This is a genomic window from Microcoleus sp. T3_A4 (assembly GCF_036700465.1).
In the GTDB taxonomy this organism is placed as follows: Bacteria; Cyanobacteriota; Cyanobacteriia; order Cyanobacteriales; family Microcoleaceae; genus Microcoleus.
Window position 1 is genome coordinate 51235 of sequence record NZ_JAUBOY010000001.1, and the last position, 20377, is coordinate 71611.

Sequence of the window (20377 nt, forward strand, 5' to 3'; positions counted from 1 at the left end):
ACTTTTATGTCTCTACCTATAGTTGCTATTATTGGACGCCCCAATGTAGGCAAATCGACGATCGTCAACCGTTTAGCCAACACCCAAGACGCGATCGTCCACGACGAACCAGGAATCACGCGCGATCGCACTTACAGACCAGCATACTGGGGCGATCGGGAATATCAAGTCGTAGACACCGGCGGGCTAGTATTCGACGACGAGACAGAATTTCTGCCTTTAATTCGCGAACAAGCCATGGCGGCCCTCGCAGAAGCCAGCGCAGCCATTTTCGTAGTAGACGGAAAAACTGGACTCACCGGCGGCGACGAAGCGATCGCATCTTGGCTGAGACTGCAAAAAGTCCCAGTCATTCTCGCCGTCAACAAATGCGAATCGGAAAATACAGGACTCACCCAAGCAGCCGACTTTTGGCAATTGGGAATGGGAGAACCTTACCCAATTTCCGGCATTCACGGCAACGGCACCGGCGAATTGCTTGACAAATTAATTACTTACCTTCCCACGGAAATATTACCAGAAGTTGAGGAAATTAAAGTAGCAATTATCGGTCGTCCCAACGTCGGAAAATCGAGTTTGTTAAACGCATTTCTCGGAGAAAATCGCGCCATAGTCAGCCCGATTTCCGGCACAACCCGCGACGCGATCGACACCTTAGTAGAACGCAACGGTAAAACCTACCGCCTGATTGACACAGCCGGAATTCGCAAAAAGAAAAACGTCGAATACGGCGCAGAATTTTTCGGGATCAACCGCGCTTTCAAAGCCATCCGCCGCGCCAACGTCATACTGTTAGTAATTGACGCAATTGACGGCGTTACCGATCAAGACCAAAAATTAGCCGATCGCATCAGCCAAGAAGGTCGAGCCTGCATCATAGTCGTCAACAAATGGGACGCAGTAGAAAAAGACTCGGACACAATATACGAGTACGAAAGAGAAGTCAGAACCCGACTTTATTTCCTCGACTGGGCAGAAATGATTTTTGTTAGCGCCATGAGTGGACAGCGAGTTGAAAAAATCATTGAATTAGTAGACAAAGCCTCCGACGAACACAAGCGCCGCGTCACTACCGCCGTGATTAACGAAGTCATAGAAGAAGCCACAACCTGGCACTCAGCCCCAGTTACCCGCCAAGGAAAACAAGGCAAAATCTATTACGGTACTCAAGTGCGATCGCAGCCACCGACCATCGCCCTATTTGTCAACGATCCCAAACGCTTCACCGAAAATTACCGCCGCTACATGGAAAGCCAATTCCGCAAACACCTAGGCTTTACCGGTACACCAATGCGGCTACTTTGGAGAGGCAAAAAAGTTCGTGCCACCGAAATGAGCACAACAAACAGAGCACTGCGCGTCAAGTAATTTTCGATTTTAGATTCAATAAAAAACGCAATTTAACGACCAAAGCAAATTGCGTTTTTTTCTCTGCTCTTCCTTCTCTGCTCTTCCTTCGCGTCTTCGCGCTTCAATAAATTATTATTAATAATCGACAATCTAAAATCTAAAATCTAAAATCTAAAATCCCCAAATGGACTTACTTAGATCGCTCCCCATAGGACTTTACCTAGAACAGCCCGTAACCTGGCTTCACCGACTAGACTCCCGCGTAAAACTAGCCTGGCTGATGACATTTCTGATTGCGCCAATACTCGCCAATCCCATCTGGCGGTTGATGCTAGTAGGAATGTTAATCGTACTGACACTAACAGCAGCAATTCCCTTGCGCGTGTGGAAACAGCAAATGGGAATGCTGCTGCTATTCTGCCTATTAGTATTTTGCCTCAGCGCGATCGCCCCCGACGGACTCCCCGCAGAACACCAGCCCCGCATCCCCGCCGACGAATTAACCTTTTCCCAACAGCCGGCAACCCTTCGGGCCCCTCAAAAGCCCAAACCCTGGTACCAATCTTTTAACTTAGGCTCAAACTCCCCAATCCTCAATCCCAAAGCCCAAAGCCCAAATCAACTCCCCCAACCCACAAACTACCGTTACGTTGTATTCAAACAAGGCCCGATTAAAATCACTCGCAAATCCCTAGATTTAGCTATCAACGTCAGCACCCTATTTTTCACAGTAATTTACAGCACCAACCTCTACCTTCTCACCACAGCCAGCGAAGAAATTACCGCCGCCCTTGAAAACTTAATGCAGCCCTTGCGCCGCTTGAACTGGCCTATTACCGAAATAGCCTTAACATTAACTTTATCTTTGCGATTCATTCCCCTAGTATTGGAAGAAATACAAAATTTAGTGCGATCGGTCAGAACCAGAGCGATAAACTGGAAAAAACTCGGATTTCGCAGCGCCGCTCAAGTTTGGTTGATGATAGCAGAGCGGCTGTTAGAAAACTTGCTCCTACGAGCTGAACAAATTGCTAGCGCCATGAAAGTTCGCGGCTTCACCAGTCCCGATCGACACCGGGTAGAATGGCACCAGTTGCAATTGAAAATCCGAGACTGGATAGCCCTCGGCTGCTTGCTCGTCCTCTGGAGCGCCCGCTTCGTTTGGGGTTGGGACAGTTGAGATTTTAGATTTTAGATTTTAGATTTTAGATAGAATAATTTTGAAGAATTGGGAATGAGTGATGAAGCTCGTCGTTTGGAGCACGGGCCTAGAGTTGAGTAAGTTTTGTCTGCTACGCGACAGTCCTGCTAAAGTAATGGAGACAAATATTTAGAGAACCAAGACCTTGAACATCTATCTTGGGACAGATATCGTATATGTTCCGCGCATTCAAGCCGTATTAGACCGGTTTGGCGATCGCTTCCTCGAAAAAGTTTACACACCCGCCGAACAAAGGGATTGCGGGCAACTAAATTCTCAACACAGCAGCATTAAAGGTAAAATGAATCGAGTTTCCTGCAACCAACTAGCGGGGCGCTGGGCAGCAAAAGAAGCCGTTGTCAAAGCTCTAGGCACGGGATGGCGGGGAATACGGTATGCAGATGTGGAAATTCGGCGCTCCGAAAACGGTGCTCCCAATGTGCAACTGCACGGAACCGCAGCAGCACAAGCCTCTGTTTGGGGAGATTGCCAGTGGCAGTTGAGCCTCAGCCATGACGGAGACTATTGCACGGCTACGGCGATCGCCCTTTGTAGCCCGCCGTCAAACAACGCCGTCGGGCGATCGAGCGAAACTAAAATCTAAAATCTAAATCTTTAATCTAAAATTGATCGATTGTGAGCGTGAATGACTACCGAAACTTACCTGAATCATCCAAACTTTGGCCTCCTCTTCAGGGTATCCCAGGTTGAAGACAGCCAAGAATTATTTACCACCCTATACGCCCAGCGCCTGTTTTTTTTGGTGACAAACGGCCCTGGCGGGCTGAGATTTGAACCCATCAGCCGCTCCGACGCTCGCCTCATGGTTGAAATTCGCCTGCGAACCCTGCGTCGCAGCGGTCAATATCACGAGTACGACCAATTGCAGACCATTCACCAGCGCACATTTCAATAACGAAAATCAGTAATTTGGTAATTGGTAACTGTCTTAATTTTCCTTCCCTCCCGTCAAGAGCGTTGAGTACCCATGACCATAGCCTCTCGAATTAACAGCATTCGCCAACACTTGCCGGACTCAGTGCGGTTAATTGCCGTTACCAAACAGGTACCGACTGATGCTATCCGCGAAGCATACGACGCCGGTATCCGGGATTTTGGCGAGAGCAAGGTTCAAGAGGCTGCCGAAAAACAAAGCCAACTGCAAGATTTACCGGATATCAACTGGCACTTAATCGGGCACTTGCAAGCCAACAAAGCTGCCAAGGCCCTAGAGCATTTCCAGTGGATTCACTCTCTAGACAATTTAAAACTCGCTCAGCGACTGTCGCGCTTGGCGGGGGAAATGTCCTGCTCTCCACAAGTCTGCCTGCAAGTCAAAATGTTGCCAGACCCGGACAAATACGGCTGGAGCGTTCCTGAACTGCTTGCCGACCTTCCAGAACTCAACAAATGTCAGCATATCAAAATTCAAGGTTTGATGACAATTCCTCCGCTGGGATTAGATGACTCGCAAATCCTAGAATTATTTAACAGCACTCGCGAACTTGCACAGAAAATCCAGCAGCAAAATTTGCCCTGCATTCAAATGCAGCAGCTCTCGATGGGGATGTCGGGAGATTATCATTTGGCAATTCAAGCAGGTGCTACTATGGTACGGCTAGGACAAACCTTATTTGGCTCTAGGAGGGGATAAATAATTGAAATCTTCTGATAAAGACAATTTGGGTTAAATATAGAATAGTCAGCTACCCGCGACTAACGCGCAACGCGAGTATAGTCGGGGCAGCCAAGTCGTGAAGGAGCGTGAATCATGAATATTTTTTCTAAACTGCGAGATTTTGTAGGCATCAACAATGAGCCTGAGTACGATGACGTTTACGACGAAACGGAAGGGGAGCGCTATCAGAACTTCTACCAAGCGCCTGAACCGAACCCCGCTGCAGTCGCAGCCGCAGAAGAAGAACGTCGTCAAAATCGTAGAATGCGGGAGCGGTCAGTAGTAGGATCGACAGGTATGGATGTCGTTGCACCAACCGGGGGAGTAGGGTCAGTAATGAATAACGTGATAGGAATGCCTGGAGCTATGAACGGGATTTCGGAAGTAGTAGTAATGGAGCCGCGCACTTTTGAAGAGATGCCGGCAGCAATTCGAGCGCTTAAGGAACGGAAGTCTGTGGTTTTGAACCTGACAGTGATGGACCCAGACCAAGCGCAAAGAGCTGTGGACTTTGTGGCGGGCGGTACTTATGCCCTGGACGGTCATCAAGAGCGAATTGGCGAAAGTATTTTCTTGTTTACGCCTAGCTGCGTGCAGGTGAGAACTCAGTCTGGTGTGGTTCACGAAGTGCCTCCTGCCCAAGGTCGCCCTCGTCCTGCTGCTCCTGCACCCACAGTCTGGCCTGCAGAACAAGCTCCAGTAGCTCAGTAGTCAGTAGTTAGTAGTCAGTTGACAGTGGTGAGTAGTCAGTAGTCAGTAGTCAGTAGTCAATAGTTAACAACTAATAACTGTGGAATAAACACTGCGGATTAATAACATTAGCTAACAACTAAGTAACCAATGACAACTGACAACTGACAACTGACAACTGACAACTTATAACTCAAAAGTGACAAGTGACAACTGACTAATGACTAACATAAAATTTGGTACGATCGGCGGCGGGGTAATGGGAGAAGCTCTCTTATCCCGCTTAATAGCAGAAAAAGTTTATTTGCCTTCAGAAATATTGGTGAGCGAGCCTGGGGTAAAGCGCCGCGAGTTTTTGACTGAGAAATACGGCATTGGAACAACAGCCAGCAATCTAGAAGTTGCTGCCGCTACAGAAGTGCTGTTTTTGGCAATTAAACCCCAAGTTTTTGATACGGTAGCTTTGGAGTTGGCGGTGGCGGCCGATCGCAAACAGGGAAATAATGGAGAAACGGCTAATTCCCAGCCAGAAGCGCTGGTAGTGTCGATTTTGGCAGGAGTGCCACTCAGCAAGCTAGAACCAGCTTTTCCGGGGCGGGGAGTGCTGCGGGTGATGCCGAATACTCCAGCCACAGTAGGAGCGGGAATGAGCGCGATCGCTCCGGGAAAACTTGTTCAACCGGCTGATTTAGAATTGGTAAAGCGCATCTTTCAGGCCGTAGGAGAAGTGGTAGAAGTACCTGAGAGTATGCTGGATGCGGTGACAGGGCTTTCGGGTTCCGGGCCTGGTTATGTAGCAATTTTGATAGAGGCCTTGACAGATGGCGGAGTTTGTGCTGGACTGCCACGGGCGATCGCCTCTCAATTAGCTTTGCAAACTGTATTCGGTACGGCGAAGCTCATGCAAGAAACGGGAATGCACCCGGCACAATTGAAAGATCAAGTTACGAGTCCCGGCGGTACAACTATTGCGGGAATTGCTAAATTAGAGAGTAGCGGCTTTCGTTCTGCGCTAATCGAAGCAGTAAAAGCAGCTTCTTTGCGTTCTCAAGAATTAGGTAAATAGGTGTTAGTGCCATGCTGACTTTAAAATTAGATTTAAGTCCGTGGATCAAGTTGACAGACGATCAGTTTTACGAACTGTGCCAACATCACCCCGATTATAAATTTGAACGGAATGCAAAAGGAGAACTGCTGATGGTTCCACCAACGGGAGGAGAAACTGGAAACCGTAATATGGATTTATCCTATCAATTGCAAGCTTGGAGTCGCCAAAATCCGAATCTAGGAATTGCTTTTGACTCTTCCACCTGTTTTAGACTCCCAAACGGTGCAACTCGTTCTCCCGATGCTTCTTGGATAAAACGCGAAAGATGGGAAGCTTTAACTCCCGAACAAAAAAGGAAATTTCCGCCACTGTGTCCTGATTTTGTAGTGGAATTGCGCTCGCCCACTGATTCTATCAGAGAAACTCGAGATAAAATGCAGGAATATCGGGAAAATGGCGTTTGTTTGGGGTGGTTGATTGACCCGCAAACGCGGAGTGTGGAAATTTATAGGATCGATCAAGAAATAGAAATATTGCAGTCCCCTGTTACGCTGTCAGGGGAAAATGTTTTGCCCGGATTTGTGTTGGAACTAGGGCCAGTTATGGGAAATAATTGAAAAGGTGTCAGGCCGTTTCAGATTAATCGCTACTTGCTGTTTCCAATTTCTCTCCAATCCTCGGTTCCGTACCATTTAACAGCCGCTGAATATTGCTCCGGTGCCGCACAATTACAAACACACCGCCCGCAATTCCAAACAATACATAAGCCAGCGGCTGATGTAAAGCAAACATCAATCCAGCAACGCTAATTGCCCCGATAATCGAACTTAAAGAGACAATTCGCGATACCGCAAATACTATTCCGAAAATTCCGAAAGTTCCCAAACCTACTGGCCAGTACAAACCAAGCAAAACTCCCAAACTCGTAGCCACTGATTTACCGCCGGTCAACCCCAGCCAGATTGATTTGCTGTGGCCCAAAACAGCAGAGAAACCCGCCAAAGTTGCCATCCAAGGGATGACAGTTGCAGTATTTTCTAAACCTGCTGCGGTTGCTAGCTGCTGGGTAAAAGTAAGAGAGTAAATGTAGCGGATTAGGACGATCGCACTTACCCCCTTCAACACATCAACCAGCAACACCCCCAACCCCGGCCACTTCCCCAAAGTCCTCAGTACGTTAGTCGCACCAGTCGAACCCGAACCAACCTCTCGAATATCAATTCCCAGCATCCATTTCCCCAAGGCATACCCAGTCGGAATCGATCCCAGCAGATAAGCTGCTATTAGCAATGCGCCATTTAAAATTATCCAGCTAGCCATTTTTTAATTTGAGATTTCGTGTACAGCAGAAGGAAGAAGGAAGAAGGAAGAAGGAAGAAGGAAGAAGGAAGAAGGAAGAAGGAAGAACCAATTCCGGTTAATTTCCCCCGGATTTTCTTCAGTCCGCGCAGGCGGACGAAAGTTTGTATAGCAGCGAATTATATTCGCCCGGACTTGCTCAAAAATCCTTAGCAGCCATCAAAGTTTGCGGATCTGCAGCAAAGGCCAGCCATAACGGAAATTGCAGGATTGACAAACTAATTAAATCCTCAGTTTCATCAATCACAATTAGTGGCAATTTGCCATCTTTCACCAGTCGATCGGCTTTTTGAGCCAAAGCTTCCGCCGACTCAAACATAATAATCCCCCTTTCCGGGCCAAAATCGCTGCGAGTAATGCCCAAACAGTCCTGCAAACCCCGGCGCCACTCTCCCAAACGTTCGGGACTGTTGGCGAGCACTAAAGTCCGCACCCGTCCACCGTAGACGCTTCTGAGTACAGAAATAATTGTCGAAGTAATCAAGATATTTTGCAAGCGCGAACCCATAGTCCGCAAAGCACCCCTTCCTCCTTGAGTGAAAAACCAGTTAGAAACTCGTTCCGCGTGGATGGGTTCAAAAGTGCGGCGAAGTTGCCAAGGCGGGCCGTAGTAGTCGGGGACAGTGCGATATTGATCGAGGGTGCGGCGAATTTGTTTGGCTTGTTCTTGAAATCCCTGTTCGGCAAATTTGGGATTTACTGGTGCTGAGGATTGAGACTCTTCAGCAGCAGTTCGCTGTGGTGTTTCTGGGGCCGGCGGTGTCAAATCTAAGAGTTCGGCGGTAGCGGCCAAATCCTGCAAACTGCCTACTAGATAGTCTTTGAAACCCTGGACTCGAATTGCTAAATCTTGGGAAACGCCGGCAAAAGTGGTTCGCATTTCCTTTTGAATTCGATCGCGCCGGCGTTCGAGTTTTTCTACTTCGATTTGTAGCGCTTGTTTGCGCTGATCTAGTTGAATCAAGCCGTCTTGTACCAAACGCCCGATCGATGCTTGAGCCTGGCCCAACGCTTCTATAGCATTGGCTTTCTCGGCTTCCAAGGCTGCAATTTTTTCAGTCAAAGCTTGTTCTTGCTGGTGCAATTCTTTGACTCTCTCTGCCAACTGTTCGGTAACATTGTCTGGGATGGCCGTTACCGTTTCTGCGGTTGCTGTTGGCACAGAGTCTGTTGGAAGCTCGATTGGAGCGATCGGACTTTCTGATTCGCCATCGTGGGTGTTGGGCCCAATTTGGGCGATTGCGCCTGCTTCGTCCACGAATTGGGCGATTTCGGCATCTTCCTCTGCCAGCGGCGGGTCTGTTTCTGGCGGGAGTTGGGCTGGCAGTTCATTTTCGTCGAGCCACAAATCCTCTGTTTGAGATAGAAGTTGGTATTCCGTCTCATTCACGGGCAAATCGACTTCGCCGTCACCGCTTGGGGCGGCTGGTTGTGGTTGCGGTTCTTGGGTTGGAGATTCGTCTGAATTCATGGGAAATTTTGTTCGGCGTGGGCACGGAAAAGTTAAAAATTAAAAATTAACAACTTTTTTAGTCTTGACGGGGACAGCGCTGTTCTAAGCAGGTCTGTAGCATTTTACGATCGAACAGAACCGGCAGAAAGTGAATGCTGTTAATTTCTTTGAAATAGAACAAAATCGGCACCGCAGGCCAAAATATCCGCCAATTTTGCCATTCTCGGTAAGGAAAGCGACGGATTAAGTTGGACGATCGATAAATGTCCAAATCTGTTGGGGTAAATTGTAGCCGGAGGGTGGCGGTTTGGTACATCAGAAACAAGCCGAACAAAGAAAGCGGCAAACTCACCCACTTCTGAACGAACAGTAGCGGTAGGGCCGCCAGTACCATGACTAGGGGAATCGCATAACTCGGAGCGAGTTCGATCGTATTTGTCGGCGCAGTCGAAGAGGCAGTTGTAGTCACGGGTTTAAATCAAGGGTAGTAAACGAATGTTGCCAATTATTCATATTTTATCTGTTTCCTAGCTTACAAGCCCTTGAGTACGCTAGAACCCGTTCCCTGAAACATCAGCCAAGTCAGGAAAAAGTTCACAATAAAAATAGCCAGCAAAGCCGTCACCACCGCCGTAGTAGTCGATTGGCCGACGCCTTTTGCCCCGCCGGTGGTGGTCAAACCCCAGCTAGTGCCGATTACAGCAATCAAGCCACCGAATACAAAAGCCTTAATTGCCGCGCTGCAAATATCCCACAAACTCAGGAAATTGCGGACTGATTCTAAAAACACGCTTTGAGAGATGCCGTACATCGTCGTAGCAATCAGCAGTCCGCCGAGGATGCCGGTGACGAGACACATGATGGTTAAAATTGGCAGCATCAAGCAGCAAGCAATGACGCGGGGAATTACTAAATAGTCGATCGGGTCTGTTCTGAGCATCAGCAGGGCATCTATCTGTTCTGTTACCTGCATCGTGCCGATTTCCGCCGCAAAAGCCGAACCTACTCGCCCCGTCACGATTACGGCTGTTAAGACGGGGCCGAGTTCGCGCGTCAAAGACAAAGCCAAAACGCCACCGACGACATTGCCGGCACCGAGGTTAATAAATTCCCTCGCTACCTGAATAGTAAATACCATGCCGACAAAACCCGCAGTCAGCAAAGCAATCAGCAGAGATTCAGGGCCGACTGCTGCCATTTGATCGAGGGTGTTGCGGCGATGAATTTTGCCCTTCAGCAAGTGCAGCATGACTTGGCCGCCCAATAAAGCTGCTGCCAGCAACCGCTGACTCCACAAACTGAGGCTCGAAGATGTACTGGTGCTCAAGGGGATTTCGAGTATAGAACAACTGCCAAAAATGAAATCTATCTACAAATCTTAAACAAGTTTTTTCTATAACATTTAAGATTTCTGACAGAACTGACCACGGAGGGCGATCGCTGCCTATCGTAGAAAAGGACAAGTTTTGTTTGCTTGCACCTTTCGGCAGTTTAGCTGAATTTACTGACTCTTATGAGCATTTTTCCCAATTTTCTTCGCTCTGTACTGCTCACCAGCCTGTTGAGCTTTGTCGCCCCCTTATTGTTAATCGGTGCGGGATTGACTAGCTTTTCGCTGATCCGCTTCGTGCCTGCTCTCCAAGGATTAGGCCGTTCTGGAGAAGACCTGATTTTGCAGTTCTTAGCTACTTTCGGCAGCGGCTGTCCCCTCCAGGGTTTTTTCGTCATCGGTCTAACTTTTGGTTTGGTGGGTGCTTTGTTTGATACCTACGCTTCTTATCAGCATTCGCGGTGGAGTTAATCGAACCTTCGATTTTAGATTTTAGATGGGAATTCCTGGCTCGAATCTAAAATCTAAAATTGCTTTGTTCGGGTTGGATCGGATATCCGCACCCGCAATTATTTAGCAGTATCGATCGCGAATGTTCGGAAATGCGATCGGCTTTTTTGCGGAAAACCGAATCCCCCTATTTCGGAAGCTGGAATATATTAAATACAGGTTGAGTCAAGTGTTTCTCAACCCTAAAAACTTCAGATAGTCGAGGTATTAGTTATGGCACTTATTCGTTGGGAACCTTTGCGGGAAATGGACTCCTTGCAACGAGAAATGAATCGGTTGTTTGATAGCTTGACACCGGCAACCGATCGCGCATCTAACGGTGTTGCTTTTGTACCCCCCGCCGAACTCGATGAAACTCCCGAAGCCATCCACCTTAAATTAGAAGTTCCGGGCATGGAAGCTAAGGATTTGGATGTACAAGTAACGGCAGAAGCCGTTGCTATTAGCGGCGAACGCCGTCTGGAAACTAAGAGTGAAGATAAAGGCATGACTCGCTCTGAGTTCCGTTACGGTTCGTTCCGCCGGGTGATTCCCCTACCCGCACGGGTACAAAATGACAGTGTAGAAGCTGAGTACAAAAATGGAGTTTTGCACCTGAATTTGCCCAAAGCGGAAGCAGAAAAGAACCGCGTGGTTAAAGTTCAAATCGGTGGCTAATAATTGTTGGCTAATTGCTGATAGATAGGGCGTGCGGTGCGCGCCCTATTTGTTTTAGGTATTGGCAAAATACGGCATTGGGCATGGGGAGTTTGAGGAATGATTCTTCCTTCTTCGATATCCATCGATCCATCCATCCGTTACATCCCGTACATTGCTCGTTGCCAAACTTCCTTTTTCCCATTTTCCACCTGTGCTAAACTCTTATCAGCAATGCTTGATGAGGAGACTTGCGTGCCGAGTCAGGGAGTGGGAGGAAATGGAATTGCATCTGAGTTTGGAGACTTAACCGGCATGACTCGCCAAGAAGTCGATGACTTTTTGCGCGGATTGGGTGCAGAAATCAGAACTACTGAAGGGGGTTATCTTGAATACGAATTTGCCGATCGTTCGCGAGTCAATATCCGTCCTGATGGTGAAGTGGTACGCACCCCAGCTCCCAGATACGGTTCAGATGGCCGAAAAATAAACAAAGGTTTGCGTCTTGACAAAGATGGCAGCTTGGTCAAAACACGCGATGAATTTGGCAATAAGATTCCTGGGACGCACAATACTGGAGAAAAAGTGAGTAATTAATATGCCCGATGACTACAACTTGCTTAATTTAGGCGAACTTACATCCCTGATCACAAATGTCAATGTGTCTTTGTGGGGGAATGAAATTTTATTTGAATGTATTTACGATCCGACAGGCGATCGATTGCCTTATAGCATAGTATTTCATGACTGCCGAGACATCAGTTGGGAGGTGTTCCATCCTGAAGATGTCAAAGATCCTGAAGCTGATTTGATTGGTTTTCATTTGGGTGAAGACGCGCACCGGAAAGCAGCTTTGATTCATACAGACATTTTTGAAATTTCAATTTTGTACGGCAGTTTTAGCATTCACAAGGGAGAAAACCTAAATGCTGAAGTAGCAGATTTACAAACAGAGGTTTTGGTATCACAATCGCCAGCAGTCTTGTAACAATTTAAAAGCACCGCGCCGTTAAATTGCCAAGCGGTTAGTAATATTATATCTGGTAAAATAACTATTACAGGACTTACGCACTCCGACTCCTCGAAACTGGGTTTTTTACGTAATCTGCGGGTTTTAACGCAGTATTTTCGTAAAAAACCCAGTTTCTGGGCCCCCATGCGTAAGTCCTATATTATTAGGTTTGTAGTGAGGACTGAAGTCCTCATCAAAAATGTGAGGATTGAAGTCCTCACTAAAAAATAATTACCAATTTTTCAAAAAAGACAGTAGGTATTGTTGCCCGCCTCAGTTTACGATACTTAATAGAACTTTTTTCCAGATGAGGTAAAACACAATGCCTGATATTGTTGATATTGCCGTAGGTGCGGGTTCGTTCCAAACCCTCGTAACAGCCGTGCAAGTAGCTAATTTAGTAGATGCGCTCAAAAGTCCGGGCCCTTTCACTGTCTTTGCACCCACTGACGATGCTTTTGCGAAATTGCCGCCGGGAACTATCACCACCCTAGTGCAGAACGTTCCCCAACTGACTAGGATTTTGATGTTTCACGTCGTATCGGGGAAGTTTATGAAAGCTGATTTGGCAAAACTCGGTTTTGTTACTTCCTTGGAAGGTTCGCCGATTAAAATTGATTGTTCTGACGGTTTTGAGGTGAAAAATGCTACAGTTGTCGCTGCGGATATCGAAGCTGATAACGGCGTGATCCATGTGATCGATAATGTGATTTTAATGGGCTAGTTTCACCGTCCATTGATTTTCGATTTTCGATTTTTGATTGACTCTACAGATGAATTTCAGGGTTTGAACTTTGGTCTAATTTTTTTTGGTTTAAGCCACGGAAGTCTGGATATTGCATCTATCTTTAGGTGTGATGTTAAGTCGCAGCGGGAGCGAGAGCTTGCATTGAGCAGTGTCTCTTTGCTCCCGATCGCGCCTTGGTTTTTTAGCGCGTGAAGGTAATTTAAATATAAAACCGTTGTCTTTTCGTCGGATATATTTTAAGATGATTGTTTACAAAAATTTGAAAATCAATAATTATAATATAAGCAAACCAGTGTGGTGAGCACTATGCAAATCCTAGCCGCCAGCCTCAAAGCACAAGTCCGCCAGCGTACCTTGGAACTGCAAGTTCTCAACGAACTTACTGCAAAAGTTCAAGCCAGTCTCAGTGCTGATGAAATTTGGTCTGCGTGTCTGGCATATCTCGATCGCCTGATTCCTGGCGCGGCGATCGCCATTTTGACCCTACCGGACGATCGACTATACCTGCAACACTTACAGCCCTTAACTGCTAGCACCCGATCCGAAATGGAAGGGCGCTTGCAAGCTGCTCGCGCTGAATGGCTTGCTGGCAATCGGGACTGGGCGCACAACATCGCTCCGGCACCAATGGCTCAGTTTCAGTCGGTCTTGATGGCACCAGCCAACCCGGATGAAAGTGAGGAATTATTGGGAGTATTTTTCATTGGTGCAGAGCAGGCAAATGTTTTTAATTTGGAACACCTTTGTTTGCTCCACACAGTAGCTCAAATTTGTGCAAAAAAGTTAAATACTCTAGCAGCTAAACCGACCCTTGTCAAGGATAAACTTCAAAATAATTGTGCTCTGGATTCAGAAAGTCAAAAACTATTGTTGCGGGCTGTAATGGACGCTGCTGCGGACAGAGTTTTTGCTAAAAATAGAAATTTTAGATACATTTTTGTTAATCAAAGTTTTGCTGAATATGTGGGGAAAAATGTTGAGGAAATTATCGGCAAAGATGATATTGAATTAGGGTTTTCAGCCGAATTAGTATTTGGCGATCGCAACAACTCAATTAGGGGCATCCGCGAGGAAGATCGAGCTGTGCTGGCTGGGGAGAGGGTTCGCAATCCCTACCAGGCGATCGTCTTTGAAGGCGAAAAACAGCACGTCTTTGATACGCAAAAACTGCCGCTATGCGATGCAGAGGGTAATATATTTGGGGTTTTGGGTTTTTCTAGAGAGATTAATCCTTTGCAGGCCACAGAGGAAGCCAGGAATCAAAGCCAAGCCAAACTGCAAAAAATTACTGCTAGCGTACCGGGTACGGTATATCAAATTGACTTACGTCCAGATGGCTCGATGGCCTTCTCGTTTGTGAGCGCGGGCTGCCGAGAATTGTATGAAATAGAACCAGAGGCTGCTCAGCAGGATTTTAATGTAATTGTTGACATGATTCATCCCGAAGATCGAGATGATTTTCTTAACTCGGTGACGCTTTCTGCTGAAAATTTGCAGCCTTGGCGGTGGGAAGGAAGAATTGTCACTCCGTCAGGAAAACTTAAATGGGTGCAAGGAGCTTCCCAGCCAGAATTCCAAGCATCGGGGGAGATAGTTTACTACGGCTTGTTCACGGATATTAGCGCCCGGAAACAAGCTGAACGGAAGCTGCAACTTTATCAACAAATCTTTTTGAAATCCAACGATGCAATCGCGATCTTAGACCCCGAAGGCTATTACTTAGAAACAAATCAAGCTCACACGGCTTTGCTGGGTCACAGCGCGTCAAAATTGTGGGGAAAAACGCCTGCCACTCACATGGGAGAACAGACATTTGCGTCGGTGCTGCAAAGCTTGGCCACTTCGGGGAGTTACCGAGGCGAAATGACTTGTATTAAGGCTGGGCAAATGGGAATAGTTGAGGTGGAGGTTTCGGCTTTTGCGGTTTTAAATGATGCTGGGGATGTCGTTTGTTATGTAAGTGTCAAAAGAGACATCACCGAACGCAAGCGAGCTGAGGAAAAACTAAAGCTTTACCGAGAAATATTTTTAAACTCCAATGATGCGATCGTCATTATCGATGCTGACGGGTTTTTCGTCGAACAAAATCTTGCTCACCAAACGCTTCTAGGATACACAGACGCGGAATTAGAAGCAGAAGCTTCGCCGCTGGTGGCGGGGGATCGCTTTTTGGCAATTGCCCAAAGTTTAGCAAAAACAGGAAGTTTTCGGGGCGAAATTACTAACTCCACTAAAAAAGGCCAGACGCTGGCGATCGACGTTGCGGCATACTCTGTGATTAACAACGCCGACGATGTAATTTGTCATGTCTGCGTCAAGCGCGACATTACCGAACGCAAAAAAGGAGAAGAAGAACGGCAAAAATTTGTGTCGCTGATTGAAAACAGCAGCGATTTTATCGGTATGGCTACCTTGAAAGGCAAAACGCTGTTTGTCAACGAAGCCGGACGGAAACTGGTGGGTGTAGAGAATCTTTCGGCAGTGCTTTATACGGAGATTTGGGATTATATTGGGCCCTATTTTCAACAGAAATTCAGTCAAGAGATTTTACCAACAATTATCAGTCATGGCCAGTGGCAAGGCGAAGGTCAAATGCAGCACTTGGGCAACGGACAACCCATTGATGTTGTGATGAATGCTTTTCTGGTCAAGCACCCTCAAACCACCGAACCGCTGTGCTTTGCTGCGGTAATTCGCGATGTCACCGAACGCAAGCAAGCTGAGAGAATGCTGCGGGAACAAGCAGAACAAGAACGGCTGGTTTCGGCGATCGCCCAGCGAGTCCGTCAGTCTCTCAACCTCACTCAAACTCTGAGCACTGCTGTACACGAAGTGCGGCAGTTGCTGGCAACTGACCGCACGGTAATTTATCGTTTTGATTCTGAGGAAACAGCGATTGTGGTGGTGGAATCTGTAGGGGATGATTGGATGCCCCTGCTGGGCAGAAAAGTTCAAAGAACGTCCTTTGGGGAAAGTTTTGTATGGCTGTACAGTGCAGGAACTATTCAAACAATGGCAGATATTTATACGGCCAATTTGAGCGAGGAACACCGAGATTTACTTGCTAGTTTGCAGGTAAGGGCTAATTTAGTTGTACCAATTTTTATAGGCGATGAAAGTCAGGGGTTGGCAGCAGAATATTCGCCGGAAACTCGCATTGAACTTCCGGAAAGGAGTTTGGAAACGAGTCAAAATCGGTTGTGGGGATTGCTCATTGCCCATCAGTGCAGCGCTCCGCGTGTTTGGACTGATTCTGAGATGGATTTGCTGGGAAGGTTGAGCGTGCAGTTGGCGATCGCCATTCAGCAATCTACTCTTTTTGAACAAGCGCAGCAGGCCCGAGAAGCAGCCCTAGAAGCATCTCGAATGAAGTCGCTATTTTTAGCAAATATGAGTCACGAAATCCGTACTCCGATGAATGGAGTGATGGGGATGACTGATTTGCTGCTGAAAACAAATCTTACTCCCGAACAGCTTGACTTTGTACAGACGCTAAAACTCAGCGGTCAAAATTTACTCTCCATCATTAATGATATTCTGGATCTCTCCAAACTGGAAGCCGGAGAAATGCGCTTAGAAATACTAGAATTTAACCTCAGTATCTGTGTGAATGAAGTGCTGGATTTGTTGGCAACTCCCGCACAAGAAAAAGGTATAGAAGTGGTGGCACTGATTGACAACGACGTGCCGCTGCAAATTAAAGGTGATGCAGCACGGTTGCGGCAAATACTCACTAATTTGATCAACAATGCTATCAAGTTTACAGAAGCAGGAGAAGTAGTGATTGAGGTGGCTAATGCTAGTAATCCTGAGTCATTGGCAGCCAGCGATAATCAGAAAATTTTAGAGAATATCGAATCGGTAAAAATAGAAAATAGTGAGTCGATACTCTTGCTGTTTAAAGTCATAGATACAGGAATTGGGATTGCTCCAGAAGACCAAAAAAAGCTGTTTCAATCTTTTACTCAAGTTGATGCCTCTACGACAAGAAAATATGGTGGCACAGGTTTGGGGCTGGCTATTTCTAAGGAGTTGGTGGAGTTGATGGGTGGGCAAATCGGTGTGGAAAGTACACCTGGCAAAGGCTCGACTTTTTGGTTTACTGTGCCGACAGTTGCGGAAAATTCAACTGCTGTCGGCACAGCGTGCGAAGTGAATTTTGAAACGGTGCTGGCGGGGCGAAAAATGTTAGTTGCCAGCGACAAGCCGACAGTGCGAAAAGTGCTAGTGAGAATGGCTGTTTTGTGGGGAATGGAGGTTGAGCAGGTTGAGAACGGTTGGATGACGATCGCATCTCTGTACAAAGCTGTCAGCCTTAATTGCCCTTACGATATCGTTTTGGTTGATATTCAGTTGCCGGAAATGGTGGCGGGAAGTCTCGAACGCTTGAGGATTTCTGAGCCTGCAATGCAGCAGACAAAGTGGGTGGTGCTGACTTCAATGACTCAGCTTGCAGAGGCGAAACGCTTGGTAGATAGCGGTTTTAGCGGGTATTTAACTAAACCTGTTAAAGCTCACCGACTATTTGATTGCTTGGCGAATGCGATCGCCCCGAGTACGCTGATTGATGAGCCGCTGGCAAATCCAACCTCCAATCGAGCCTCAGCTATTGACAACCGGCAGTTAGGGAGTTTAAAGATTTTGTTAGTGGAAGATACTCCAATTAATCAAAAAGTTGGTCTGAATCAACTCAGAGTGTTGGGATGCGCGGCGGATGTCGCGAATAACGGCGCAGAGGCCCTATCTATGATTGCTCTGAAAAAGTATGACATTGTGTTGATGGACTGTCAGATGCCGGTTTTGGACGGTTACGAAGCAACGCGGGAATTGCGCCGCCGGGAAGCGGGAGATGTTGCTGCTGGGAAGATGGAGCCACATCAAAAGACGGTGGTGATTGCGATGACGGCGAATGCTTTGAAGGGCGATCGGGAAAAGTGTCTGGCGGCGGGCATGGACGATTATATTAGCAAACCTATTTCGATCGAAAAGTTAAAATCGGTACTAGAAAATTGGTCGGCCAAGCTAAAAATTGAAACTCCCAAGTTTAATGGCGAGGAACTTCCAAACTCTGAGCCCGATATCGAATCGGTAATCGATATGGCACGTTTGCACGAAATTTCGGGCGCTGATTTAGAGTTTGAGCGGGAAATACTGCAAGCTTTTGTGGTGGATACTGCTAGTTATTTAGAAGCTGCTAAGGAGGCGATAGCATCGGGAGATATGGAGACACTCGCCCGCTACGCTCATCAAATTAAAGGTGTCAGCGCTACGGCGGCGGTGCGGTTAATGCCCGATATGGCAGATCAGCTTCAAAGTCTGGCCGAATCACATGATTTGGAGGGGGCTACAAAAATCATCGCTGAATTAGAAATAATTCTGGCGAGGGTTCAAAAGTTGGTGGTGGCTGAGTAATCAATCAATTTTCTTTTGAACCGGGCTATCGGGCGCGATCCCGGACAGCTCTTGGCAGCCCCCGCGAGCGAGCGCGTGTAAAGATTGTTAATCTTTTATCAAGATGTTTATCTGAATGTGAAGGAATTGGGAACTCTTATAACATCTTGTGTGTTGTAACTTGTGACACTACTGCATTAAGTTATTGTGGTCAAATATAAAATAATCATTAAGCCGATCGACATGAGGGTGCTTTTCGTCGATCGGCTTGAGACACCAAGACCAGCTTTTCGCTATCCCCGCCCATTAAGTGCGTATTTACGCTCAACGAGGTTTTATGACTCCAGTCATGTTACGCCAACTTTGGTCATTAATTGAGACCACCCAAGCTACTCTGTTAGTCAATTTAGACGATGCGACCTTGGTACAGTGGCTGCTAAAGCAGTTAAAGACGAACTCTGCGCTTAATGGCAAAGAAGCAGATTTGTTGGACGAATACATCCAGTCTCGGCTTTCCCTAATCCGCGATTTAGCTGAGCAGCGGCTAGCCCCAGAGCTACTGTGAGCGGATTCAATCAAAATCGGATAAATATTCCAGGGAAAGGCGATGAGCCCTTGCGCTGGGCAGAAATAGCAGAAAAGAAACCGGGTTTCAAGGATAAATCTTAGGTTTGACGACCAGGCCTTCAGCCAGAAACCGGGTTTCTAACTCTGGGTTCCCAGTTTGCTCAAAAAAAAACAGGCGGGTAGTCGGTGCAGTTGCCGCAGTGCAGCACCGGATGCAGAACGGCTAATTTGAAACCGGAATCTGTGTAGATCGCCGATCGCCACAGTTCTGACAGCTACAAGGTAGGATTGTCAGGAAAGCGTTCTATTAAAATTTATGCGTAAATGGGGATTTCTGCTGCTAGCAAGTGTATTGTTTGTGGCACCGTTGGTCTCTTGTAGGGATCGATCGGCACAAACCGGACAAACAACAGCAACAACTGCGGCAGGTGGCAACTCGCAACAAGGTTCCAGCCGGATAGATACAATTGTCAGCCGCGGCAAACTGATTTGTGGCATCAGCGGCGAACTGCCGGGTTTTAGCTTTGTAGACGAAAAAGGCAAATATTCGGGACTGGACGTGGATGTGTGCAGGGCTGTCGCGGCAGCAATATTTGACGATCCCGAAAAAGTCGAGTACCGAAAACTCAACGCTAAAGATAGATTTACAGTTTTGCAGGCGGGAGAAATCGACATTCTCAGCCGAAATACTACCTACACCGCGAGTCGCGACAGCACTACCGGACTGGAATTTGCCCCGGTGATCTTTTATGACTCTCAAAGCATCATGGTCAAAAAAGACAGCGGCATCAAAAGTTTAAAAGATTTTGCGGGCAAATCTATCTGCGTGCAGACAGGTACGAGCACGGAACAAAATTTGTCCGACCAAATGCGAAGATTAGGAGTTAAATACACTCCTGTGGTGTTTGAAGATGTGAATTCTACCTTTGCTACCTATCAAGAAGGTCGCTGTCAAGGTGTTACTGCCGATCGATCGCAACTTGTTTCTAAGCGGACAACTCTGCCGAATTCCGAGAATAATGTTGTTTTGCCGATCGTGATGTCAAAAGAACCGTTAGCCCCAGCGGTGAAAAGCGGCGATCCTAAATGGTCGGACGCGGTGAGATGGATTATTTTCGCGGCGATTGAAGCTGAAGATTTGGGGATTAATTCAGGAAATGTAGACAAAATAGTGGCAAGCACTACAGATCCGAACGTCAAACGTTTGCTAGGAACAGAAGGAGATTTAGGTAAAGGTTTGGGACTCCCAAACGACTACGCTGTCCGCGTTGTTAAGAAAGTGGGGAATTACGGGGAAATCTACGATCGCAACCTCGGCCCCAAAAGTACACTCAAGTTAGAACGGGGTCAAAACCGACTCTGGAAAGATGGCGGTTTGCTTTACTCGCCGCCGTTCCGTTAATT

At 47.1% G+C, this 20377-nt stretch carries 21 protein-coding genes; 17 read left to right on the forward strand and 4 right to left on the reverse strand.

The annotated features are described in order from the left end of the window. The first annotated feature begins 6 nt into the window (after positions 1–6). The 8 genes from der to QUA07_RS00275 all read left to right on the forward strand — a co-directional run bounded on the left by der (position 7) and on the right by QUA07_RS00275 (position 6584). On the forward strand, positions 7–1368 hold the full coding sequence (gene der, locus QUA07_RS00240; RefSeq protein WP_333321446.1) for a ribosome biogenesis GTPase Der: 1362 nt from the start codon (positions 7–9) through the stop codon (positions 1366–1368). Positions 1369–1534: 166 nt separating this feature from the next. Then, positions 1535–2530: an energy-coupling factor transporter transmembrane protein EcfT gene (locus QUA07_RS00245; protein WP_333321448.1), complete on the forward strand. Its 996-nt coding sequence runs from the start codon at positions 1535–1537 to the stop codon at positions 2528–2530. 166 nt (positions 2531–2696) lie between these two features. Continuing rightward, positions 2697–3155, forward strand: a complete 459-nt coding sequence (acpS, locus tag QUA07_RS00250) for a holo-ACP synthase (protein ID WP_333321451.1) — start codon at positions 2697–2699, stop codon at positions 3153–3155. 42 nt (positions 3156–3197) lie between these two features. Then, positions 3198–3467, forward strand: a complete 270-nt coding sequence (gene pipX, locus QUA07_RS00255) for a transcriptional coactivator PipX (RefSeq protein ID WP_333058020.1) — start codon at positions 3198–3200, stop codon at positions 3465–3467. A gap of 72 nt (positions 3468–3539) precedes the next feature. Continuing rightward, on the forward strand, positions 3540–4205 hold the full coding sequence (locus tag QUA07_RS00260; protein WP_333321453.1) for a YggS family pyridoxal phosphate-dependent enzyme: 666 nt from the start codon (positions 3540–3542) through the stop codon (positions 4203–4205). Between the two features lie 117 nt (positions 4206–4322). Further along, positions 4323–4940: a cell division protein SepF gene (locus QUA07_RS00265; RefSeq protein ID WP_333158943.1), complete on the forward strand. Its 618-nt coding sequence runs from the start codon at positions 4323–4325 to the stop codon at positions 4938–4940. Positions 4941–5139: 199 nt separating this feature from the next. Further along, on the forward strand, positions 5140–5985 hold the full coding sequence (gene proC, locus QUA07_RS00270; protein WP_333321455.1) for a pyrroline-5-carboxylate reductase: 846 nt from the start codon (positions 5140–5142) through the stop codon (positions 5983–5985). Between the two features lie 11 nt (positions 5986–5996). Beyond that, a complete protein-coding gene (locus QUA07_RS00275) occupies positions 5997–6584 on the forward strand; it encodes a Uma2 family endonuclease (protein WP_333321457.1) in 588 nt (195 codons plus the stop codon). Between the two features lie 22 nt (positions 6585–6606). Here the strand turns inward: QUA07_RS00275 and plsY are convergent, their stop codons facing one another. Beyond that, positions 6607–7287, reverse strand: coding sequence for a glycerol-3-phosphate 1-O-acyltransferase PlsY (gene plsY / locus QUA07_RS00280; RefSeq protein ID WP_333321459.1), 681 nt, complete (start codon positions 7285–7287; stop codon positions 6607–6609). An 18-nt stretch (positions 7288–7305) separates the two neighbouring features. Here plsY and QUA07_RS00285 point away from each other — a divergent pair, with 18 nt between their 5' ends. Beyond that, a complete protein-coding gene (locus tag QUA07_RS00285) occupies positions 7306–7479 on the forward strand; it encodes a hypothetical protein (protein ID WP_333321461.1) in 174 nt (57 codons plus the stop codon). Here the strand turns inward: QUA07_RS00285 and QUA07_RS00290 are convergent. The 3 genes from QUA07_RS00290 to QUA07_RS00300 all read right to left on the reverse strand — a co-directional run bounded on the left by QUA07_RS00290 (position 7466) and on the right by QUA07_RS00300 (position 10106). Continuing rightward, positions 7466–8797 (reverse strand): DUF3086 domain-containing protein, encoded by a 1332-nt coding sequence (locus QUA07_RS00290; RefSeq protein ID WP_333321463.1) that lies wholly within the window; start codon positions 8795–8797, stop codon positions 7466–7468. The two genes, QUA07_RS00285 and QUA07_RS00290, sit on opposite strands and share 14 nt — an antisense overlap. Before the next feature lie 58 nt (positions 8798–8855). Continuing rightward, the gene (locus tag QUA07_RS00295; RefSeq protein ID WP_333321465.1) at positions 8856–9248 is read right to left on the reverse strand and encodes a DUF3119 family protein; all 393 of its coding nucleotides are present in this window, start codon (positions 9246–9248) and stop codon (positions 8856–8858) included. 63 nt (positions 9249–9311) lie between these two features. Continuing rightward, positions 9312–10106 carry an MlaE family lipid ABC transporter permease subunit gene (locus QUA07_RS00300; RefSeq protein WP_333321466.1) on the reverse strand — a complete coding sequence of 265 codons (795 nt, stop codon included), beginning with the start codon at positions 10104–10106 and terminating at the stop codon, positions 9312–9314. A gap of 186 nt (positions 10107–10292) precedes the next feature. Here QUA07_RS00300 and QUA07_RS00305 point away from each other — a divergent pair, with 186 nt between their 5' ends. The 8 genes from QUA07_RS00305 (at position 10293) to QUA07_RS00340 (ending at position 20375) form a co-directional block, all read left to right on the forward strand. Then, complete coding sequence (locus tag QUA07_RS00305; RefSeq protein WP_333321468.1) at positions 10293–10580, forward strand: hypothetical protein; 288 nt, start codon at positions 10293–10295, stop codon at positions 10578–10580. Positions 10581–10832: 252 nt separating this feature from the next. Further along, a complete protein-coding gene (locus QUA07_RS00310; protein WP_333036736.1) occupies positions 10833–11276 on the forward strand; it encodes an Hsp20/alpha crystallin family protein in 444 nt (147 codons plus the stop codon). Between the two features lie 99 nt (positions 11277–11375). Next, entirely contained in the window at positions 11376–11852 is a 477-nt protein-coding gene (locus QUA07_RS00315) for a hypothetical protein (RefSeq protein WP_333321470.1), read from the forward strand. Between the two features lies 1 nt (position 11853). Continuing rightward, positions 11854–12243, forward strand: a complete 390-nt coding sequence (locus tag QUA07_RS00320) for a hypothetical protein (RefSeq protein ID WP_333321472.1) — start codon at positions 11854–11856, stop codon at positions 12241–12243. A gap of 346 nt (positions 12244–12589) precedes the next feature. Beyond that, a complete protein-coding gene (locus QUA07_RS00325; protein ID WP_006634220.1) occupies positions 12590–12991 on the forward strand; it encodes a fasciclin domain-containing protein in 402 nt (133 codons plus the stop codon). Between the two features lie 330 nt (positions 12992–13321). After that, the gene (locus QUA07_RS00330; RefSeq protein WP_333321474.1) at positions 13322–18427 is read left to right on the forward strand and encodes a PAS domain S-box protein; all 5106 of its coding nucleotides are present in this window, start codon (positions 13322–13324) and stop codon (positions 18425–18427) included. A gap of 316 nt (positions 18428–18743) precedes the next feature. Next, positions 18744–18971, forward strand: coding sequence for a hypothetical protein (locus QUA07_RS00335; RefSeq protein ID WP_015178453.1), 228 nt, complete (start codon positions 18744–18746; stop codon positions 18969–18971). Between the two features lie 318 nt (positions 18972–19289). After that, positions 19290–20375: an amino acid ABC transporter substrate-binding protein gene (locus tag QUA07_RS00340; protein ID WP_333321476.1), complete on the forward strand. Its 1086-nt coding sequence runs from the start codon at positions 19290–19292 to the stop codon at positions 20373–20375. The last annotated feature ends 2 nt before the right edge of the window (positions 20376–20377 follow it).